The organism is Pseudomonas sp. 21LCFQ010 (assembly GCF_024129905.1).
In the GTDB taxonomy this organism is placed as follows: Bacteria; Pseudomonadota; Gammaproteobacteria; order Pseudomonadales; family Pseudomonadaceae; genus Aquipseudomonas.
On the sequence record NZ_JAMYDZ010000037.1, the window covers coordinates 16,227 to 34,882 of the forward strand.

The 18,656-nt window shown below is 60.5% G+C and carries 18 protein-coding genes; 12 read left to right on the plus strand and 6 right to left on the minus strand.

What is annotated here, in order from left to right; genetic code table 11:
- Positions 1-150: 150 nt before the first annotated feature.
- On the minus strand, positions 151-1,644 hold the full coding sequence (locus NJC38_RS26900; RefSeq protein WP_253117909.1) for an aldehyde dehydrogenase family protein: 1,494 nt from the start codon (positions 1,642-1,644) through the stop codon (positions 151-153).
- Between the two features lie 213 nt (positions 1,645-1,857).
- Here NJC38_RS26900 and NJC38_RS26905 point away from each other — a divergent pair, with 213 nt between their 5' ends.
- From NJC38_RS26905 to NJC38_RS26915, 3 genes are all read left to right on the plus strand, one after another.
- Positions 1,858-2,757 carry a LysR family transcriptional regulator gene (locus tag NJC38_RS26905; RefSeq protein ID WP_045489166.1) on the plus strand — a complete coding sequence of 300 codons (900 nt, stop codon included), beginning with the start codon at positions 1,858-1,860 and terminating at the stop codon, positions 2,755-2,757.
- A gap of 197 nt (positions 2,758-2,954) precedes the next feature.
- On the plus strand, positions 2,955-4,205 hold the full coding sequence (locus NJC38_RS26910; protein ID WP_045489163.1) for an aspartate aminotransferase family protein: 1,251 nt from the start codon (positions 2,955-2,957) through the stop codon (positions 4,203-4,205).
- A 46-nt stretch (positions 4,206-4,251) separates the two neighbouring features.
- Positions 4,252-5,652, plus strand: coding sequence for a VOC family protein (locus tag NJC38_RS26915; RefSeq protein ID WP_253117910.1), 1,401 nt, complete (start codon positions 4,252-4,254; stop codon positions 5,650-5,652).
- Positions 5,653-5,787: 135 nt separating this feature from the next.
- Here NJC38_RS26915 and NJC38_RS26920 read toward each other — a convergent pair whose 3' ends face one another.
- Positions 5,788-6,960, minus strand: coding sequence for a Bcr/CflA family multidrug efflux MFS transporter (locus NJC38_RS26920; RefSeq protein WP_253117911.1), 1,173 nt, complete (start codon positions 6,958-6,960; stop codon positions 5,788-5,790).
- Positions 6,961-7,128: 168 nt separating this feature from the next.
- On the opposite strand from NJC38_RS26920, the gene NJC38_RS26925 reads away from it, so the two are divergent.
- From NJC38_RS26925 to NJC38_RS26965, 9 genes are all read left to right on the plus strand, one after another.
- Positions 7,129-7,788 carry a helix-turn-helix transcriptional regulator gene (locus NJC38_RS26925; protein WP_253117912.1) on the plus strand — a complete coding sequence of 220 codons (660 nt, stop codon included), beginning with the start codon at positions 7,129-7,131 and terminating at the stop codon, positions 7,786-7,788.
- Positions 7,789-7,871: 83 nt separating this feature from the next.
- Positions 7,872-8,696 carry a molybdenum cofactor biosynthesis F family protein gene (locus NJC38_RS26930; protein WP_253117913.1) on the plus strand — a complete coding sequence of 275 codons (825 nt, stop codon included), beginning with the start codon at positions 7,872-7,874 and terminating at the stop codon, positions 8,694-8,696.
- Positions 8,689-9,477 (plus strand): SDR family oxidoreductase, encoded by a 789-nt coding sequence (locus tag NJC38_RS26935; protein ID WP_045489156.1) that lies wholly within the window; start codon positions 8,689-8,691, stop codon positions 9,475-9,477. Before NJC38_RS26930 ends, NJC38_RS26935 begins: the two co-directional genes overlap by 8 nt.
- Positions 9,477-10,238, plus strand: a complete 762-nt coding sequence (locus NJC38_RS26940; RefSeq protein WP_253117914.1) for an SDR family oxidoreductase — start codon at positions 9,477-9,479, stop codon at positions 10,236-10,238. The genes NJC38_RS26935 and NJC38_RS26940 overlap by 1 nt, the downstream gene beginning before the upstream one ends.
- Positions 10,239-10,343: 105 nt before the next feature.
- Positions 10,344-11,642 carry an FAD-binding oxidoreductase gene (locus NJC38_RS26945; RefSeq protein ID WP_045489150.1) on the plus strand — a complete coding sequence of 433 codons (1,299 nt, stop codon included), beginning with the start codon at positions 10,344-10,346 and terminating at the stop codon, positions 11,640-11,642.
- A gap of 30 nt (positions 11,643-11,672) precedes the next feature.
- Complete coding sequence (locus NJC38_RS26950) at positions 11,673-12,038, plus strand: cupin domain-containing protein (RefSeq protein WP_045489148.1); 366 nt, start codon at positions 11,673-11,675, stop codon at positions 12,036-12,038.
- 433 nt (positions 12,039-12,471) lie between these two features.
- Positions 12,472-13,605, plus strand: a complete 1,134-nt coding sequence (locus NJC38_RS26955; RefSeq protein ID WP_253117915.1) for a hypothetical protein — start codon at positions 12,472-12,474, stop codon at positions 13,603-13,605.
- 13 nt (positions 13,606-13,618) lie between these two features.
- Positions 13,619-14,734 carry an HBL/NHE enterotoxin family protein gene (locus NJC38_RS26960; protein ID WP_045489142.1) on the plus strand — a complete coding sequence of 372 codons (1,116 nt, stop codon included), beginning with the start codon at positions 13,619-13,621 and terminating at the stop codon, positions 14,732-14,734.
- Positions 14,735-14,845: 111 nt separating this feature from the next.
- Entirely contained in the window at positions 14,846-15,943 is a 1,098-nt protein-coding gene (locus NJC38_RS26965; RefSeq protein WP_253117916.1) for a hypothetical protein, read from the plus strand.
- A 181-nt stretch (positions 15,944-16,124) separates the two neighbouring features.
- Here the strand turns inward: NJC38_RS26965 and NJC38_RS26970 are convergent, their stop codons facing one another.
- The 4 genes from NJC38_RS26970 to NJC38_RS26985 form a co-directional block, all read right to left on the minus strand.
- Positions 16,125-16,514 (minus strand): hypothetical protein, encoded by a 390-nt coding sequence (locus tag NJC38_RS26970; RefSeq protein ID WP_045489136.1) that lies wholly within the window; start codon positions 16,512-16,514, stop codon positions 16,125-16,127.
- Positions 16,511-16,846 carry a helix-turn-helix transcriptional regulator gene (locus NJC38_RS26975; protein ID WP_045489133.1) on the minus strand — a complete coding sequence of 112 codons (336 nt, stop codon included), beginning with the start codon at positions 16,844-16,846 and terminating at the stop codon, positions 16,511-16,513. The genes NJC38_RS26970 and NJC38_RS26975 overlap by 4 nt, the downstream gene beginning before the upstream one ends.
- 127 nt (positions 16,847-16,973) lie before the next feature.
- Positions 16,974-17,423: a DUF1232 domain-containing protein gene (locus NJC38_RS26980; RefSeq protein ID WP_045489130.1), complete on the minus strand. Its 450-nt coding sequence runs from the start codon at positions 17,421-17,423 to the stop codon at positions 16,974-16,976.
- 314 nt (positions 17,424-17,737) lie between these two features.
- Complete coding sequence (locus tag NJC38_RS26985) at positions 17,738-18,499, minus strand: FKBP-type peptidyl-prolyl cis-trans isomerase (RefSeq protein ID WP_253117917.1); 762 nt, start codon at positions 18,497-18,499, stop codon at positions 17,738-17,740.
- Positions 18,500-18,656 lie beyond the last annotated feature (157 nt).

The window sequence follows — 18,656 nt, forward strand, 5'->3', positions numbered from 1 at the left end:
CTGCGGGCCCGGCGAGATACTGTAGGAGCGAGCTCGCTCGCGAAGAGGCCGGTACAGTCACAGCACAGGGTGTGGTTTTACCGGCCCTTTCGCGACCAAGGTCGCTCCTGCAAGGCAGGAGCGGCGTTAGCCGCGAACAGCCAACACCTGTCAATCAAACACGATGCCCTGGGCCAGCGGCAGTTCGCGGGAGTAGTTGACGGTGTTGGTCTGGCGGCGCATGTAGCCTTTCCAGGCATCAGAGCCGGACTCGCGGCCGCCACCGGTTTCTTTCTCGCCACCGAACGCGCCGCCGATTTCTGCACCGCTGGTGCCGATGTTGACGTTGGCAATGCCGCAGTCGCTGCCGGCCGCGCTCTGGAAGGCTTCGGCTTCACGAATGTCGGTGGTGAAGATGCACGACGACAGGCCTTGCGGCACTTCGTTGTTCAGGCGCAGCGCTTCTTCGAACTCGTCATAGGCCAGCACATAGAGGATCGGTGCGAAAGTCTCGTGGCGCACCACATCGCTTTGCCCAGGCATTTCAGCGATGGCCGGAGTGACGTAGTAGCCATTCGGGAATTGCTCGGCCAGTTGCCGCTCGCCGCCGAACACCTGGCCGCCTTCGTCGCGGGCCTTGGTCAGCGCGTCCTGCATGGCGGTAAAAGCCTGTTTGTCGATCAGCGGGCCGATCAGGTTGCCTTCACGCGGGTCACCGATCCGGACTTTGCCGTAGGCAGCTTTGACCCGAGCCACCACCTCGTCCTTGATCGAGCGATGCACGATCAGGCGGCGCAGCGTGGTGCAACGCTGGCCGGCGGTGCCGACGGCGCTGAACAGGATGCCGCGCACGGCCAGGTCCAGGTCGGCACTCGGCGCCAGGATCATCGCGTTGTTGCCACCCAGCTCAAGAATGCTGCGCCCAAAACGTGCCGCGACACGCGGGCCGACTTCACGGCCCATGCGGGTGCTGCCGGTGGCGCTGACCAGTGGTACGCGCGGGTCATCGACCAGTACTTCGCCGGCCTCACGGTCACCAATGATCAACTGCGCCAGGCCTTCAGGGGCGTCGCTGCCGAAGATCTTCAGGGCTTTGTCGAACAGCGCCTGGGAAGCCAGGGCGGTCAACGGGGTTTTCTCGGACGGTTTCCACAGCACGGCGTTACCGGCTACCAGCGCCAGGGCGGTGTTCCAGGCCCAGACCGCGACCGGGAAGTTGAAGGCGCTGATCACCCCCACCACACCCAGCGGGTGCCAGGTTTCACGCATGTGGTGACCAGGGCGCTCGGAGGCGATGGTCAGGCCGTACAGTTGACGCGACAGGCCGACGGCAAAATCGCAGATGTCGATCATTTCCTGCACTTCACCCAGACCTTCCTGAGTGATCTTGCCAGCCTCGATCGATACCAGCTCACCCAGTGCAGCTTTGTGCTCACGCAGCACTTCACCAAAAATACGCACCAGCTCGCCACGGCGCGGGGCCGGGACGCTGCGCCATTTGAGGAAGGCTTGATGGGCGCTCTGCACACGGGCAGCGACCTGTTCCTTGCTCTCCAGGGTGACGGCGCCGATCTGGCTGCCATCGATGGGGGTGTAGACGGCATGGTTGCCGCCCGTATAAGCACTCTTGTCTACGCCCAGGCTTTCCAACAGTTTGGCAACCACTTTTATTCTCCTGCGTCTATACGGGTTCAAAACATTGATGCCGGTCAGTATTGACCTGCATCGGCCAGCCCCACAAACGACGATTTAGAAAAACATGATTCCGTTTTGGAATGTATCAAGCGCATCAGTGTGCAGGCTCGACGACGTTCCAATAGCAGCATAGGCTCTGTAGTTTTTTTCTCGACCTCTATCGATCCTGGCAGGAATCTCACGATGTCCAAGCGACTGATGCCTTCGACCACCGCCCTGCAATGCTTTGAGGCCGCCGCCCGGCATCTGAGCTTTACCCGCGCCGCTCAGGAGCTGCACCTGACCCAGAGCGCGGTCAGCAAACAGGTCGCGCAACTTGAAGAAATGCTCTGCCATCCGTTGTTCCAGCGCATCCGCCGTCGCCTGCACCTGACCCCGGCCGGCGAGTTGTACATGACCGAGGTAAACAAGATCCTCACCCAGGTCGACATTTCCAGCCGCTACATCCTCACCTATGGCGGTGAAACCGAAGTCTTGAAAATCGCCACCCAGCCGACCTTCGGCGATCGCTGGCTGGTGCCCAACCTCAAGGGTTTCAGCGCCATGAATCCAGGTATTCACCTGGACATCCGCAGCGAGCTGGAGCCCTTCGATCTGGTCCGGGCCAAAGCCGATGTGGCGTTCTTCTTCGGCCAGGGCACCTGGCCGGGCGCCACCTGCATCGAGTTGTTCAAGGAACAGGTGGTGCCGGTCTGCGCCCCGGAAATCATGGCCCGGCATGTATTCGAGAACGCCGAGGCGCTGAGCGGGCATATCCTGCTGCAATGCACCTCGCGCCCCGAAGCCTGGCATGAGTGGTTTCTGGAGCAGGACCTGCACTCGCACAACAGCTACCATGGACCGCGCTTCGACACCTTCTATATGTGCATCCGCGCCGCCCAGGCCGGCTGCGGCATTGCCTTGGTGCCACGGTATCTGGTCAACGAAGAACTGGCCGAGGGCAAGCTGGTGATTCCGTGGAATCATCCATTGCAAAGCGACGGCTCGCATTTTCTTGCGCACGCCGAACATGCCGCACAAGTCCCCAAGGTCAAAGCGTTTGTGGAATGGATCAAGGGTCGGCTGAGCCAGACCAACGCCTGATTCCTGCTACCCGGCACAAAGCAACATCCAGAATTAATGGAATGACACGGCGATTTTATTTCGTTTGCGGGGGGCCCCGGTTGTTCGTTTAGATAGTGCAAAACGTCCACCCCTCAGGATGCCCCCATGCCTCTGCCGACCGGCCCGTGTGCCTTTGCTTCGCAACCTTTGCCCTGCCGTGTAGCGGGGTGCCGTTCATGAGCCGCGAGAACATCAGCCAGTCGATCTCGGCGGTGCATCCGATCACCCTGTCCCACGGCCGTAACGCTGAAGTCTGGGACACTGCGGGCAAACGCTACATCGACTTCATGGGCGGCATCGGCGTACTCAACCTGGGGCACTGCAACCCGGCGGTGGTCAGGGCCATCCAGGCCCAGGCCGAAAAGCTCACCCACTATGCCTTCAACGCCGTGCCCCATGACCCGTATATCCAGTTCATGGACCGCCTGGAAGCCTTCATGCCGGTCAGCTACCCACTCAGTGGCATGCTCACCAACAGCGGTGCGGAAGCGGCGGAAAATGCCCTGAAGATCGTCCGGGGCGCGACCGGTCGTACTGCGGTGATCGCTTTCGATGGCGGCTTTCACGGTCGGACTCTGGCAACCCTGAACCTCAACGGCAAGGTCGCGCCTTACAAGCAACGCATCGGCGTGCTGCCGGGCCCGGTGTTTCATGTGCCCTACCCGAGCAAGGACACCGGGGTGACCACCGAGCAAGCGCTCAAGGCCATCGAGCGGCTGTTCAGCGTCGAGATCGACGTTAACGAGGTTGGCTGTTTCATCGTCGAGCCGGTACAGGGCGAAGGCGGCTTCCTGGCGCTTGAGCCGGAGTTCGCCGTGGCGCTGCGCGCGCTGTGCGACCAGCACGGCATTGTGTTGATCGCCGACGAAATCCAGTCCGGTTTTGGGCGCACCGGCCAACGCTTCGGTTTTACCCGGCTGGGCATCGAGCCGGATCTGATCTTGCTGGGTAAAAGCATCGCTGGCGGCATTCCGCTGGGCGCAGTAGTCGGTCGCAAGACCCTGCTCGACACCCTGCCTAAAGGCGGCTTGGGCGGCACCTATTCGGGCAACCCGATCGGCTGTGCGGCAGGCATCGCTTCGCTGGCGCAGATGAGCGATGACAATCTCGCCCACTGGGGTCAGCGTCAGGAAAAGGCCATCGTCAACCGTTACCGGCACTGGCAGGAAACCCGCCTGTCGCCCTATCTGGGGCGTCTGACCGGAGTGGGCTGCATGCGCGGCATCGAGCTGATGACCCCGCAAGGCAACCCGGCCACAGGGCAACTGGCGCAACTGCTGGGCAGCGCCCGGGATGCCGGCCTGCTGCTGATGCCCAGCGGCAAGTCGCGGCACATCATCCGCCTGCTGCCACCACTGACCACCGAGCCCGAGATTCTTGAACAGGGCCTGGATATTTTCGAGCGCTGCCTGGCCGCGCTGGACTGAAAAGACACCGTTGATTGACTGGAAATTGTTCGGAGAACCGATCCAGATGAGCACTGCAAGCTTCGCCAATCGCGACCAGATTCGCGCCGGCTTTTCCCGCGCCATGTCCCACATGTATCAGCAAGAAGTCCCGCTGTACGGCACCTTGATGGAACTGGTCGCCGAAACCAACGAGGGCGTGTTCAAGCACAGCCCGCAGGTGCTCGACAGCCTGAACAAAACCGGCGAGATCGAACGCCTGGACATGGAACGTCATGGCGCGATTCGCGTCGGTACACCACTGGAACTGGCCACCCTGGCACGACTGTTTGCGGTGATGGGCATGCAGCCGGTGGGTTACTACGACCTGACTCCGGCCGGCGTGCCGGTGCACTCCACGGCGTTTCGCGCGGTCCATGAAGACTCGCTGCAGGTCAGCCCGTTCCGGGTGTTCACTTCGCTGCTGCGCCTGGAACTGATCGACAACGCCGCGCTGCGCGCCTTCGCCGAACAAGTACTGGCCAAGCGCTCGATCTTCACCCCACGGGTGCTGGAGCTGATTGAGCAAAGCGAGCGTGATGGCGGACTCAACCAGGCCGACGCCGACGAGTTCGTCGAACAGGCGCTGGAGACCTTCCGCTGGCACAACACCGCCACGGTGTCACTGGCCGAGTACCAGCAACTGCTGGCCCAGCACCGGTTGATTGCCGATGTGGTGGCCTTCCGTGGCCCGCACATCAACCACCTGACCCCGCGCACGCTGGACATTGATACGGTGCAAAGCAACATGCCGCTGCGCGGCATTACCCCCAAGGCGGTGGTCGAAGGCCCGCCACGGCGCCAGCATCCGATCCTGCTGCGCCAGACCAGCTTCAAGGCGCTGCAAGAGCCGATCACCTTTGTCGGCCAGGGCGCCAATGAATCGGGCAGCCACTCGGCGCGCTTTGGCGAGATCGAACAACGTGGCGCAGCGTTGACCCCCAAAGGCCGGGCCTTGTATGACCAATTGCTCAACACGGCCCGCGAGCAGTTGGGGGAATTTCCCAACGAAGCCAACGCGGTACGTTACGCCGAACTGCTGGAAGCGGTATTCAAGGACTTCCCGGACGACCTGCAGGCAATGCGTCAGCAGGGCCTGGCCTACTTCCGTTACTTGCCGACCGATAAAGGCATCGCCGCGCGCAGCAGCGAGCTGCCGCTCAAGGATCTGGAAGCCCTGATCGAGGCGGGCCACATCGACTTCGAGCCGCTGGTTTATGAAGACTTCCTGCCGGTCAGCGCTGCCGGGATCTTCCAGTCCAACCTCGGTGACGATGCGCAGTCGCACTACAACGCCAGCGCCAATCAGCAGCAGTTCCAGCACGACCTGGGCCGCGAAACCATCAACGAGTTGCAACTGTACGCCGACACCCAGCGCCGCTCGTTGCTGGAGTGCTCAACCCAACTGCGCGTGCCGCCGTTAGTTTGAGGTCATTGATAGCAAAGTGATCAGTTAGACCGGCGCCGCACTCCCCGTAGGAGCAGCTTTAGCTGCGAAGGCTTCGCAGCTAAAGCGGATCGCCGCCCGGCCGCTCCTACGGGGTCCATTCCAGATCAGTGGAAACTAATTGCGACTGCGGGCAAAGCGCAGCGCCAGCCACGACCCGAGGCCGCAAGCGCCCATGATCAGGCACATCGGCAAGGGGCTGGCGTCATACAGCAGGCCGACCAGGGCACTGCTGAGCATCCCCAGACCGAACTGGCCTGACACGGCCAACCCCGCCACCGCACCGGCCTGGCGGGGAAACGCCACCAACAGGCTGGCCAGGCAATTGGCGCCCAACAGCCCGGTGACACTGACGTAGAGCACCACCCCGGCCACCACCGCTGGCAAGCCGCCCCAGCCACTGGCCCCCACCAACAGTAACAACACTGCGGCCAGCGCCGCCACGGCACTGCCCGCGTTGAGCAATGGCCCCGGCCCCAGCCGCCTGACCAGCCACGCATTGATCAGCGTGGTGACGATGATGCCGAAGATATTCAGGGCAAACAGCCAGCCGTAAGCCAGCGGCGAAACGCCGAAATAGTCGATGTACACGAATGGCGATGCTGTGATGAAGGCAAACATGCCAGCAAAGCACAGCCCCATGCACAGGCTGTAGCCGATCACCAACGGCTGCCCCGCCATGTGGGCGTAGGCACGAAGCGCCTGGCCCAGCGACTCGCCACGTTTGTGCGGCGCCAGGGTTTCGGGGATTTTCCAGGCCACCGCGATCAGGCACACAGCGGCAAAGCCGATCAGTGCCACGAACAGCGAGCGCCAGCCGGCCAGCAGCATCAGGTAACCGCCGAGCAACGGCGCCGCCAGGGTTGCCAGCATGGTCACCAGATGCATCAGTGACAGCACCCGGGCCGCCTCCTCCAGAGCAAACAGATCACGTACGATGGCCCGCGCCAGCACCGCCGCCGCCGCGCCACCCAGGGCCTGGACAAAGCGCCAGACCAGCAACTGCTCGACAGCCGACGCCAGCGCGCAACCGACACTGGCCAGCAGGTACAGCACGATACCGCCCAGCAACAGCCGCCGACGTCCGAAGCGATCCGACAGCGGGCCGTACACGAGCATGCCCAGACACAGACCGCCGAGAAACACCCCAATGGTCATCTGCACCTGCGCTTCGCTGGCCTGCAAATCATTGGCAATGGCGGGCAGGCTCGGCAGGTACATATCGATAGACAGTGGGCCGAATGCGACCAGCATGGCCAAGAGGACAATCAGACGTTGCGGGGCGGGCATCGCAAGCTCCAAAGGGTCGACAGACATCGAGTGTGCAGGCTGAAAAGCCATCGTTAACAAGTTAACCACCAACCCGGAACAATTCAATCGCTGGCAGTCACAGACAAGACCTGGACGCACTGCGTGACAATACTGAGCAGCCATTGGGCAAAGACGCAGGTTGTGGTGATGCTCGACAGCAATCAATTGGCCCGGCACTGCCTGAGTGCCTTCACTCATCAGGTCCCCGCCGCACTGGCGGCCTTCTACCGGATCGACGCCGGGCTACTGGCCTGCGACTTCCAGTTACAGGGCATGCAGGCGTCGATGCATGACGCCTACCTTGAGCACTATCGCTGGCTCGACCCTCTGCAACCGAAACTCTGCGCCGCCATCGACCAGCCGGTGATTGCCCTGCGCGACGGGCTGGCACATCAAGACCCGGGCAGCAGCCAGGAATACCGCCGGTTTCTGCACCGCCATCAGGTGGTGGATGTGGTCGAGGTCATCGCTCACCTCGGCGGCCGTCCGGCGTTGGGCGTGTCATTACTGCGCTGCCAGGGCCAGCAGCCATTCCAGCCTGATGAGTTGCACAGCCTGCTGGCCTTGCACGGGCTGATGCAAATGGCTGCCGCCGGCTTGCAGGCAGCGCCGCCAACAGACCGTCTGCAAACGCTGACCGCTCGTGAACGGCAAATCGCCCTGTTGTTGCAAGACGGCGCCAGCAACAAACAACTGGCCCGCCAGCTCGATCTGGGCCTGCCGACGGTCAAGACCCACCTGATCAACCTGTTTCGCAAGGTCGGGGTCAGCAGCCGGACCGAGCTGGTCAGCCGGCTGTTTCTATAGCCGGCTCAACCATCTGGTTGATACCGCTCAGGCGCGCCGCGTCGCACCATCGTGCTCATCACTCACAACACGAGCACACCCCGATGAGCACGCAGTCCGACTGGATCACCGTAGGCGCCCTGGCCGACGGTTTTGCCCCCGAGTCTTTCATTTTGCCGAACCTGGCCGACCTGGCAGAGCGGCGCTTCGAGCTGAACTTTGCCAATGGCTGGCAGATCAGCCATCGCTTCGATGCCCAACAGGTGCACTGGCAGGCCGCCGATGGCCACAGCAGCGGCAGCGCAGCCTATCGCGCCACGTCACTGCGTGCCGGCATTTATCTGGTGGATTTCGTCAAACACGAAGCCGGCCAGGCCTGGTCGATCAGCCTGGTGCTCGACACGCTCAACAGCGCCTTCACGGCCGTCATCGGCCGCCTGCCCGACGAGGCCCAGACCCATGAAGGTCTTTATCATCGTGCCCTGGCCGGCCAGCCACTGACCGGTGTTCAGGTCGAGTTCCTGCACGGCAGCCTGGACCAGCCCTGGCAAGACGGCGCCTGCCCGCATGCGCCAACCGAGGAACTGGTCGGCCTGCGCAACCTGTACCGCTACAGCCCCACGGAAGTCTACGAGCATGTCTATCTGAACCGCGACTACTACAGCTGGCAGTGCCTGCGCGGGGTGGAACAGGGCCTGTGCGACACCGACCGGGCCCACTACTACAAACTCGCCGAACAACTCTACCTGTTCGTCTGGCGCGAGAAGATCGTGCCGACCCTGGGCCTGATCGTCATCGATCTGCAACAGCACCGCAGCGACGGCAAGATCTTCGGCTATGCCGGTGACGGCTTCGAAGAGCTGAGCAATTTTCCGGTGGCCTCCTACTGCCGCGTATTGAATGTCACCGAGTACGACAGCGATGAGTAAGACCGTACTGATTACCGGCGCCGGCACCGGAATCGGTGAAGCCTGCGCCCGTCGCCTGGCGGTCGACGGCGCCAATCTGGTGCTGGTCGGCCGGCGCCGCGAGCCACTGGAGCGGGTCGCGGCCCAGACCGGCGGCCTGGTGTTGGTCGGCGACGCCGCCTGTGCCGACACCTGGGCCGAATTCATCGAGCAGGTTCGCGAGCGCTTTGGCGGCCTTGATGCCCTGCTCACCTGCGCAGGCGGGCATGGCCTGGGCAGCGCCACCGAAACCAGCAGCGCAGACTGGCAGGCGGCGCTGCGCAGCAATCTGGACAGCGCCTTTTTCAGCGCCCAGGCCTGCCTGCCGCTGCTGATCGAGCGGCGCGGCAGCATCGTACTGCTGGGCTCCATCGCCTCCCTGGCCGCAGGCCCACAAGTGTGCGGCTACACCACCGCCAAACACGCGCTGCTGGGCCTGAACCGCTCACTGGCAAAGGACTACGGTCCGCTGGGTGTACGGGTCAACTGCGTGTGCCCCGGCTGGGTGCGCACGCCCATGGCCGATGCCGAGATGCAGCCACTGATGGCGCATTACGCAGAAGACCTGGACGCCGCTTATGCACGGGTCACCGCCGCGGTGCCGTTGCGCAGGCCCGCGCTGCCCGACGAAATCGCCAACCTGTGCCGGTTTCTGATCAGCACTGAGGCCAGCATCGTCACTGGCGCTACCTTGGTCGCCGATGGCGGATCGAGCATTGTCGACGTGCCCACTCTGGCCTTTGAACAACTGGAAGGTGCCTGATGCTGGATTTCAACGGACAAACCGTACTGGTGACCGGCGGCGCCCAAGGCATTGGCCGGGGTATCGTCGAGGCATTCAGCGAGCGTGGTGCCAGGGTGCTGATCGCCGACCTGAACCTGCCTGAAGCCCAAGCCTTGGCCAGCGAGCTGAGTCGGCTCAATCGGGATGTGCAGGCGGTGGGCATCGATCTGGCCGACCGAGACGCGATCAATGCCATGATCGGCGACCTGTCGCGCCTCGATGTACTGGTGCACAACGCCGGTTACTTTCCACTGACGCCGCTGGAACAGATCACCCCGGCCATTTTGCAACGGACTCTGGACGTCAACCTGGCAGCGCTGTTCTGGCTGACCCAGGCCGCCTTGCCGCTGTTCAGGCAGCAAGGTCGCGGCAACCTGCTGGTGACGTCTTCGGTGACCGGCCCGCGGGTGGCGTTTCCGGGCCTGAGTCACTACGCCGCCAGCAAGGCCGGGGTCAACGGCTTCATCCGCAGCGCCGCGCTGGAACTGGCGCCGCTGGGGGTGCGGGTCAATGGCGTGGAACCGGGCATGATCGCCACCCCGGCGATGGGCAACCTGGGCGATCCTGGCCTCAGCCAGCGCATCGCCCAAGGCGTGCCGCTGGGCCGTCTCGGGCAACCGGCGGACATCGCCGGGGCGATGCTCTACCTGGCTTCGGAGCTGGCAGCCTATGTCACCGGCCAGACGATCATTGTCGACGGCGGTGCCACCCTGCCGGAGACCCTCGCCTCACTCACTTGAGGCTGGCAGTGCCGAACAAGTCCGGCGGCACACAAAGGCAAGACGACATGCGGCGACCGGGCGTTTAATGAAGCGACTGACAAGAATCATGAGCCGGTCGCCACCATGATCAATATCGAAACGCCCACGTACTACTCAGCAACCAAAAAGTACAATTTGAGTTTTGCGACCCTGGAGGAGGACATAGACGCCGATGTCGTGGTCATCGGCGGCGGCTTCTCCGGGATCAACACCGCGCTGGAGTTGGCCGAGAAAGGCATCACCAACATCGTGGTGCTCGAAGCCCGCTACCTGGGTTTCGGCGGCACCGGGCGCAACGGTGGGCAGATCATGGCCGGCATCGGCCACGACCTGGAGAAGATCCGCAACAGCGTCGGAGAAAGCGGCATCCGCGAGATCTTCGAGATCAGCGAGCTGGGCGCCGGCATCATCAAAGAGCGTATCGCCCGCTATAACATCGACGCCGACTTCAGCCATGGCTATGGCTACATGGGCTTCAACAAACGTCAGGAACAGACCCTGCGCAACTGGGAGCGCGACTTCAAGTCGATCAACAGCAAAGACGAGATTCGCTTTCTGGCAGGCTCCGAAGTCAAACAGATCATCGGCTCCGACGTTTACAGCAGTGCCCTGCTGCACATGGGCGGTGGCCATGTGCACTCGCTGAACCTGCTGCTTGGCGAGGCCAAGGCCCTGAGCGAGCTGGGCGTGCGGATCTTTGAACACAGCCCGGCGCTGGAGGTGCAATACGGCGAGCGCATCACTGTGCGCACCGGCCGTGGCTCGGTCAAGGCCAGCAAACTGCTCTGGGCTTGCGACAGTTTCCTCAACAAGCTCGAACCGCAGTTGCACTGCAAGACCATCAATACGTACGCATTCCAGATGGTGACCGAGCCGCTGCCGGAAGAACTGATCCAGCGCATCAGCCCGATTCGGGGTGCCTACAGCGATATCCGGCCGGTGATTGATTACTACCGGGTGACCCGCGAGAACCGCTTGCTGTTCGGTTCTGCCACCCCGTTTGTCGAGCATATCCCCAATGATCTCAAAGCCTGGAACCGGCGCCTGATGCTCAAGGTGTTCCCGTACCTCAAAGACGTGAAAATCGACCTGGCCTGGGGCGGCCCGATGGCCACCGGCGCCACCTTGTTCCCGCAACTGGGCACCCTCAACGGCCGGCGCAACGTGTTCTATGTGCAGGGCTATTCAGGCTTTGGCGTCACCCCCAGCCACATCATTTGCAAGATCCTTGCTGAAGGCATGAGCGAAGGCTCGGCGCGCTATGAGCTGCTCAGTTCAGTGCGCCATCCCAACATCATCGGCAAGGACCAGATCCGCCCGCTGCTGCTCAGCGGCGGCAAGACCTTTCACCAGTTGTCCGGCTACTTCAATGGTCGCCGCTGATTTCATTCCATCCTCTAGGAGTACTGCCGCATGACCCTGACCGTAATCAACAAAGATGTTCAACTCAGCCAGCTTGATGCCTGGGGCACCGTGGCTGATCTGGGTTCGCAGATTCTCGAAGGCGAGGTCAACGCCTTCGGCAAGATGACCTTCGGCGCCCCAACCGACCCGGTCAGCAGCGCCTACTTCGGCACCACCCAAGGCAAGTTCCGTATGGTCTACCCGTTCAACGAGCACGCCACCGTGGTTACCGGCGAGCTGGTACTGACCGACGAGAGCACCGGCCAGGTCAGCCGCTACAAGGCCGGCGACAGCTGGTTCGTGACCAAGGGCACGCCGGTGCTGTGGGAAGTGCTCAGCGAAAGTTTTGTGAAGCATTACTTCGCGGTGGCTTGATACGCATCGCCGATCAAAACCCGCCCGCCGCCCGGCACAGCGCTGTCGGGCAACGGCTTGCGGGGAGTTCCCGCCCGCCCGCGTTGTCGGCCACTCGCGCAGGACAATAAACAGAATCGAATTATCCCTGCCAGAACATCACGCAAGCCTATTGCACTATCGAATCGAGATCGCTTAGGCTGGCGAAGCGATGTTATTGCGCCACATATCATAATTTCGATATGCAAAGGATGATACGACGATGCTGGATGCAACCTTTCTCTCCCTCGCCGTGACCAAACCCACTTCACGCCCCTGCCTTATCGCCCTGCGAAATCATCGTTTATAAATGTGCAACACTTGCCGGTCTCGGCGAAGTGCTCAGGCCTGAAGTGTTCGGCTTGCCGGAATCGAAACTACTCTTTTTAATCTTTTAGGTCCGGGAGTGACGGCTGTGATCTATCCTCGTGTCGATCTGTTGAAGCAAACATTGACTGATGCTTTTGTTTCTTTTATTGAGCTGGATGCTTACAGCCATACGGTTACGACATTGACAGTAGGAAAGCTGATCAATGATCCGGACTGGCTGAGCGATGTAAGAAATCGTCTGGAACTGCTCAATTATACTGCACAGGAATGGCCGACATTAAAACCTGACTTTCTGGGAGGACTATTAAAGCAGTTCATCCAGTACGCTTCGTGTGTTTCCGGCGTGGAAGACATGATGCGGCTGGCTGTCGAGAACGAGCGCACGCAGTGGGTGGCTGTGCTGAACCAGGTTGTGATGCCACAACTGAACAAAGGCTTGCGCCAGGCCATTGAGTGCGAAGATAAAATCAAAGCGTTACGCAAGGAATTCAGTGCCGCGCACCATCGCCTCGATGAGAGTATCCAGGCTGGCTGGCGCTCGCTGGGAGCACAAGAGGCCAAGTCCAATGAGCTTGCGCAAAAAATGCAAGAACTACAGGACGCCCTGATCTCCCAACAGGAAAAACTCACCGTCGGTACGCTGAGCAAGACCAGCACCCTGGTCACCAACCACGGAAAGGTCATTTACAAACTGGTGGATATTCAAACATCCAATATTGATGCAGCGACCCGAGGCATCATGATGGGGGCCGCGATAGCCAACGGGATCTCGTACGTGGGTTTGACGCTTGCAGTGCTCACGGCCAGCTACGCGGTGTACGAAAACTGGGCGCGCTCGGAGCGAATCTACAAGTTACTGCGTGACATCAGCCAGTTACAAGTCAGCCTGGATCAAACCGCGCAGGCCCTGGCGGCCACCAAGAATGTGCTGAGTCTTCTTTATCGGCTCGAACGCGAGTTTCTGAGCATTGAAAACAAACTTCCAGCCATCACTCAGCTTTGGCGTGAAGAGACCAATACGGTGCGCCAGGTCATTGAAGCACTTAATGCCGGTGCCGACCCCGACGCTCACTTGTATTTATCCAATTACCAATTGGTGGCCGCTTCCTGGAAAAAACTGGAAGCCTATGCCAGCCACTTGGCGGGATTGAAAATTGATCGTGGACAAACCGTTGTCATTGAGCCTTTGAGTCAGAACATTTCATTAACTGCAGGTTAAAGAGGGTGCTTACATGGCTACGCAATCGCTGGTGAAAAATACCCAGGCTGTATCGGGTAAGACCCAAGCCGCTTTTTTCAGTCTCAATCTGATTACCCAGGCCTGTCACGGCGTGCTCAATACGCACATCGAAACTCCGGAAAAGCACTACAACTGGTTCAATGGTCTGTCCAAGTCTCTGGATCAAGCCAAACTGAACGCTCAGGAGTGGATCGACGATCTGGCTCCCGAACTCACCGGCGGTGTGCCGCTGCAAGTCATTGACTTTGGAACCACCTTCGACTCGGTGATGGGGCTTATCGTCAAGCAGGTCGAGTCGAACCCTTCAGCGATGGGGGCCAGCGATCCAACAGTGGTGAAGATTTCGCTGCTGGTGAAAATGCTCAACGACGAAGTTCAGGAGGCTATTCACAAAGCGGATACAACCGCCGAGCGTCTGCGCGCCTGGGGTAACAAGATGCAGCGTTCGCACAATGAATTGGTATCAAGTGTCAGCAGCATTCAAAACGCGGAAACCGAGCTGCTGGGTCATGTACAAGAGTTGAATGCTGCAATCAGCGGATTGAATGCCATGATCGCAGCCGAAAATCGGCAGATCGCCTATGAAGCCGCCGGCCTTGGCGTCTCCCTGTTTGTCGGGGTCATCGCCCTGGCACTGGCGCCGATCAGTTTAGGCTGGTCCCTGACCGTCGGCGTCCCTGCCCTCATTGGGGCAGGTGCAAGCATCACCCTTTGGGCATTAACCCAGAGCAAGATCAACGATCAAATGAAAGAGATCACCAAGAAGCAGGCGCAACTTTCGGCTGATCAAAGACAAATCGTAGCTTTGCATGCTCTGTCCATGGCAACAACGCAGGCCAAAGAGCATGTCAAGACATCGCTGGACGCACTGTCCGACCTCAGGACCATCTGGAGCATTTTCGCTGGAGAGCTCAAAGGCGTCAGTGAAAAACTCGAAAAGGCAGAGCTGAGCGTCAGTGCAATTATCCAGGGGGCTTTCGCGTCCTCGGCCAGCAAGGAATGGCAAGCGGCAACCAAAATGGCTGAGCAATTAGCCATGGCCGATGTCCAGGTTGCAGTAGGCGAGATGAAAGTTGGCGGTGAAGTTGCCAACATCCAGGCAGCCTGAATCGGCAAAAGCCAGTGCCCGGTTGCTGAACATCGTTGAACAGCACCGGGCATTTCAGAACAGAACGGTGGCTCCTGGAACGAGGAGCCGCTGCTCTCGGAGCAAGCAATCATGATGTCTTCTCCAGGTCAGCAGAATCTTGTCGACGCTTATATCTCGTTCCTGGAATTTGATGGCTACGCCAGTGCGCTGACGGATCTGTCGAGGCCCCATACGCCTCATTCGTCCCCGTCGCTGCAGGCGGTGAGTGAAGTCACCAACGCGTTGATCGAAACAGCCCAGCAATGGACCTCACTCAAGGCGACCCTGGCATCGCAGATGCTTAGGCCGTTCATCACCTATTCGACGTGCGTGGCGGGGGTCGACGCCGTGCGGGCAGCGCTCGCGCACGACCCCGGGCAATGGGCCGCGGTACTTGAGCAAGTGCTGGTATCGCAGCTTGATGAGGCTTGCAGCCAGGCCGCTGAATATCAGCGTCGCACGCAACAGCTGTCACACCTCATCACCAGGCCGCTTGAGCGCCTGGCAAGTTCAATCGCCGATGCCCTGCAAACATCTCAGGCGCAACGCGAACAGGCCCATGAGCTGGCCCAGAAATATCAACAACTCGAAGACGCACTGCGCGCCAGTGGCGGGGAACCGTTCACAGGCCTTGATCCGGATCGGCACTTGATCATTGAGCGTGTCAGCATCGTTCATCGACGTGCACTGCAACACGGCGACTCATCGATTGACCGTGAGATTGCCGACACAGACTTTCTGGCAGAGCCCGTTCTTGAGCTTACATTCCCGCTTCTGGGTGCGTGGCCAGTTGAGGAGCACAAACGGGACCTGGCAGCCATAACGCAGTCCATGCAAGCCGTTCGGGAGCTTCAAAGCAGGCAGAGCATACCGGTACAAGAACTGGCGATTGCCAGCGCGGTTGTTGCTCACTTGCAAAATGCCAGGCGCTGCTTGATCCAATTGCTCGATCGCCAGCAAGCGCTTGGGCATTTCTGGAACGAGCAACGTACCACAGTAAAACAGGTTATCCAGACCTTGCAGGCTGGCATCGATGCCAGCAATCATCTTTACCTGGCGAACTTCACTGCTGTGATAAACAGCTGGTCCGCCCTGGAAGCCACGGTCAACGAGTTGATGTCGTGGAAGATCGACAGAAGCAGGGCTGTCAGGGTCGACCCTTTAAACGACGCGGTTACAGAGCACTGATGCCAGATCTCAAGCTCAACAGCGTCAAGGTCTGGCCCCAGCAAATGCCCGTGGCAGGCAGCAACGGCTCGCGACCGGGCCGGTAAAACCTGCACATCTGCTGTGGATGTCCCCTGCATTCGCCAGCAGAGCTGCCTCCCACAAGGACCGCGCCGACCTTAACTGATCGGCATTAACCCTACTAACCTTTGGCCGCCAACTGCTCGCGCTCAGGCTGCGAGTAGGCGAACTCGAAAACCCGCACCACTTCCGAGGCATGCCAGGCGGCCGCAGCGGTGCCGTCAGACGGCCCGGAAAAACGCCCCAGACGCTCGGCGCATTCGAAGAAACCAGGGCGTGGCAGGCGGCTGGCGCCCTGGCTGATGACCAGAGAACTGCGCAATGGCTGCTCGGCCTTGGCGTCCAGGGTGGCAAGGTATTCCAGCGCGGCGCTCAAGGTTTGCATCGCCGGGGTTGGCAGTTGCAGGCGTTCGAGCAAGGCACGGTAAGTGACCAGATGACGCTGACGACGGGCCTGATCAAGCTCGCTCAGCAGCTGTTCCCAGTGCTGGCGGCTGATACGCACGCTCATGAGTCACCCCGCCAACCGGCTACCCCCAGATGCCACGCCAGGCTGCGCTTGATGGCTGCGTCCGGCTCACGGGTGCCGTTTTCGATCAGCTCCAGATAGGAAGGGCTGACCCCCACCGAACGGGCCAGCCCCGCCAGTTCCAGGCCTTTGGCCTGACGCAGCGCAGCAAGCTGGTCGAAACCGGGCAATGGTTGGGGCTCCTGCGGGGTCTCGACCACCTGGCGGGCCGGTGCTTGAGCCAGCCCGGCGGCTTTCAACAGTGCCTGGTACTGGCCCCAGGGCAGTACGGCGTACTCGGGTTCGCCGTCACGTGAGATGACTTGAAGATCCATACGACCCCCTGTACTGGATAAGGACTTATTTCGAAAAACAATGATGTCGTTATCTTAACAGTGCTTTATGGGTCGTTGCCCACCTGCAAGGCCGGCAGATTCGCTTAAAGTCGGCCGATTTGCGGGATCAGATGCCTTTTTCGCGCTCCAGCAATGCTTCACTGGCAGGCAGCCGCTCGACGACTACCAGTTTCTCCACCGGCTGAGACTCACGCCAGGCACGGAACGCATCGAGTTCGTCAGTCAGGCTTTTCATGACCCAGGCCAGTACCGCAACGTCATCGAACATCCCCAGGCCCGGAATAAAGTCAGGGATCGCGTCCAACGGGCTGAGAAAGTACATCAGGCCGGCGACGATAGACAAAATGGCCTTGGGGCTTATGTCGCGGTACTCGCCACGCCAGTAGGCCAGGCACAGGGCCTGCAGCAGACGCAGATCGTCCTTGATGCGCCCCAGCCGGCTGCCCTCGCTGGAGCCTTTGCGGGCAACGGCAAACAGCAACGCCGGTAAACGCCCTGCGGCCAATAGGCGGCGGGCACCAGGCAGGAAACGGAGAAAAGTCCAGGGGGCTTTCATGATCACTCCGATACGAAAGATTTATGGCAGTCATGTTATCCACATAAATTGTGGATAACCTTGTGAACAGCCGCGCTTTTCAGGCCTGAGCGCCCCGTGCCACGGGGGCCTGACTCAAATCGGGCGTTTTTTGGCCACCTGAAAACTCCTGTTAAATCGGTGACTTGGCGCAGTGTAACGCTCGCCTGCGGGTCGCCTGATTGTCCGACAAAGCTCGCTGCCCGGCCTGATAGTGAGACTTCACACAGGATAAAGCGTTCGACCGGATACAAAAACGCCCTGCGGTGCAGGGCGTTTTTGCTGACATGCCGCAATTACTTCTTGGCAGGTGCCTCAGCCGGTGCGGCCTCTTCTTCTTCGTCAGGCAGGGCCGGCGCTGCGGCCGGGTCCTTGATGCCCATCAGTTCCAGGTCGAAGACCAGTACCGAGTTGGCCGGAATCAACGGGCTCGGGCTCTGGGCGCCGTAAGCCAGCTCAGCCGGGATGTACAGTTTGATCTTTTCGCCAACGTGCATCAGTTGCAGGCCTTCGACCCAGCCTGGAATCACACCGCTGACCGGCAGGTCGATCGGGCTGCCGCGCTCTACAGAGCTGTCGAACACTTTGCCGTCGATCAGTTTGCCTTCGTAGTGAACAGTCACCACGTCAGTTGGTTTGGGTTGAGCACCGTCGGCCTTTTTGACGACTTCGTATTGCAGGCCGGAGGCTGTGGTGGTCACGCCAGATTTCTTGGCGTTTTCTTCGAGGAATTTCTTGCCGGCTGCTGCGGCTTCTTCACTCTGCTTGGCCAGGCGCTCTTCAGCGCGTTTTTGCAGGGCAGCGAAGGCTTCGATCAGCTCTTCGTCTTTGAGTTTCTGGTCTTTCTTGCCGATGGCGTCTTCGATACCCAAGGCTACGGCCTTGGAATCGAGGTCGTCCATGCCTTCCTGTGCCAGGCTTTTGCCCATGTTCAGGCCGATGCCGTAGGAGGCTTTCTGGGCCGGGGTTTTCAGCTCGACGGTACTGGCTTGTTTGTCACAACCTGCGAGTACCAGACCAACCAGGGCAATCGCCGCTGCCAACCGATGCTGTTTCATGCTGTTTCCTTGTTCATGCGCCGAAAGGGCAAACGAGTAAAGCCGCGAGCTTATCAGGCCGCCGCGATCAATGGCTACCGGCATCAGAGGCGCAAAACCCTAATAAGTTCAGGGAGGTAGGGGCAAGCTCGGCGCCGGGTGATGACTGTTCAGGGGT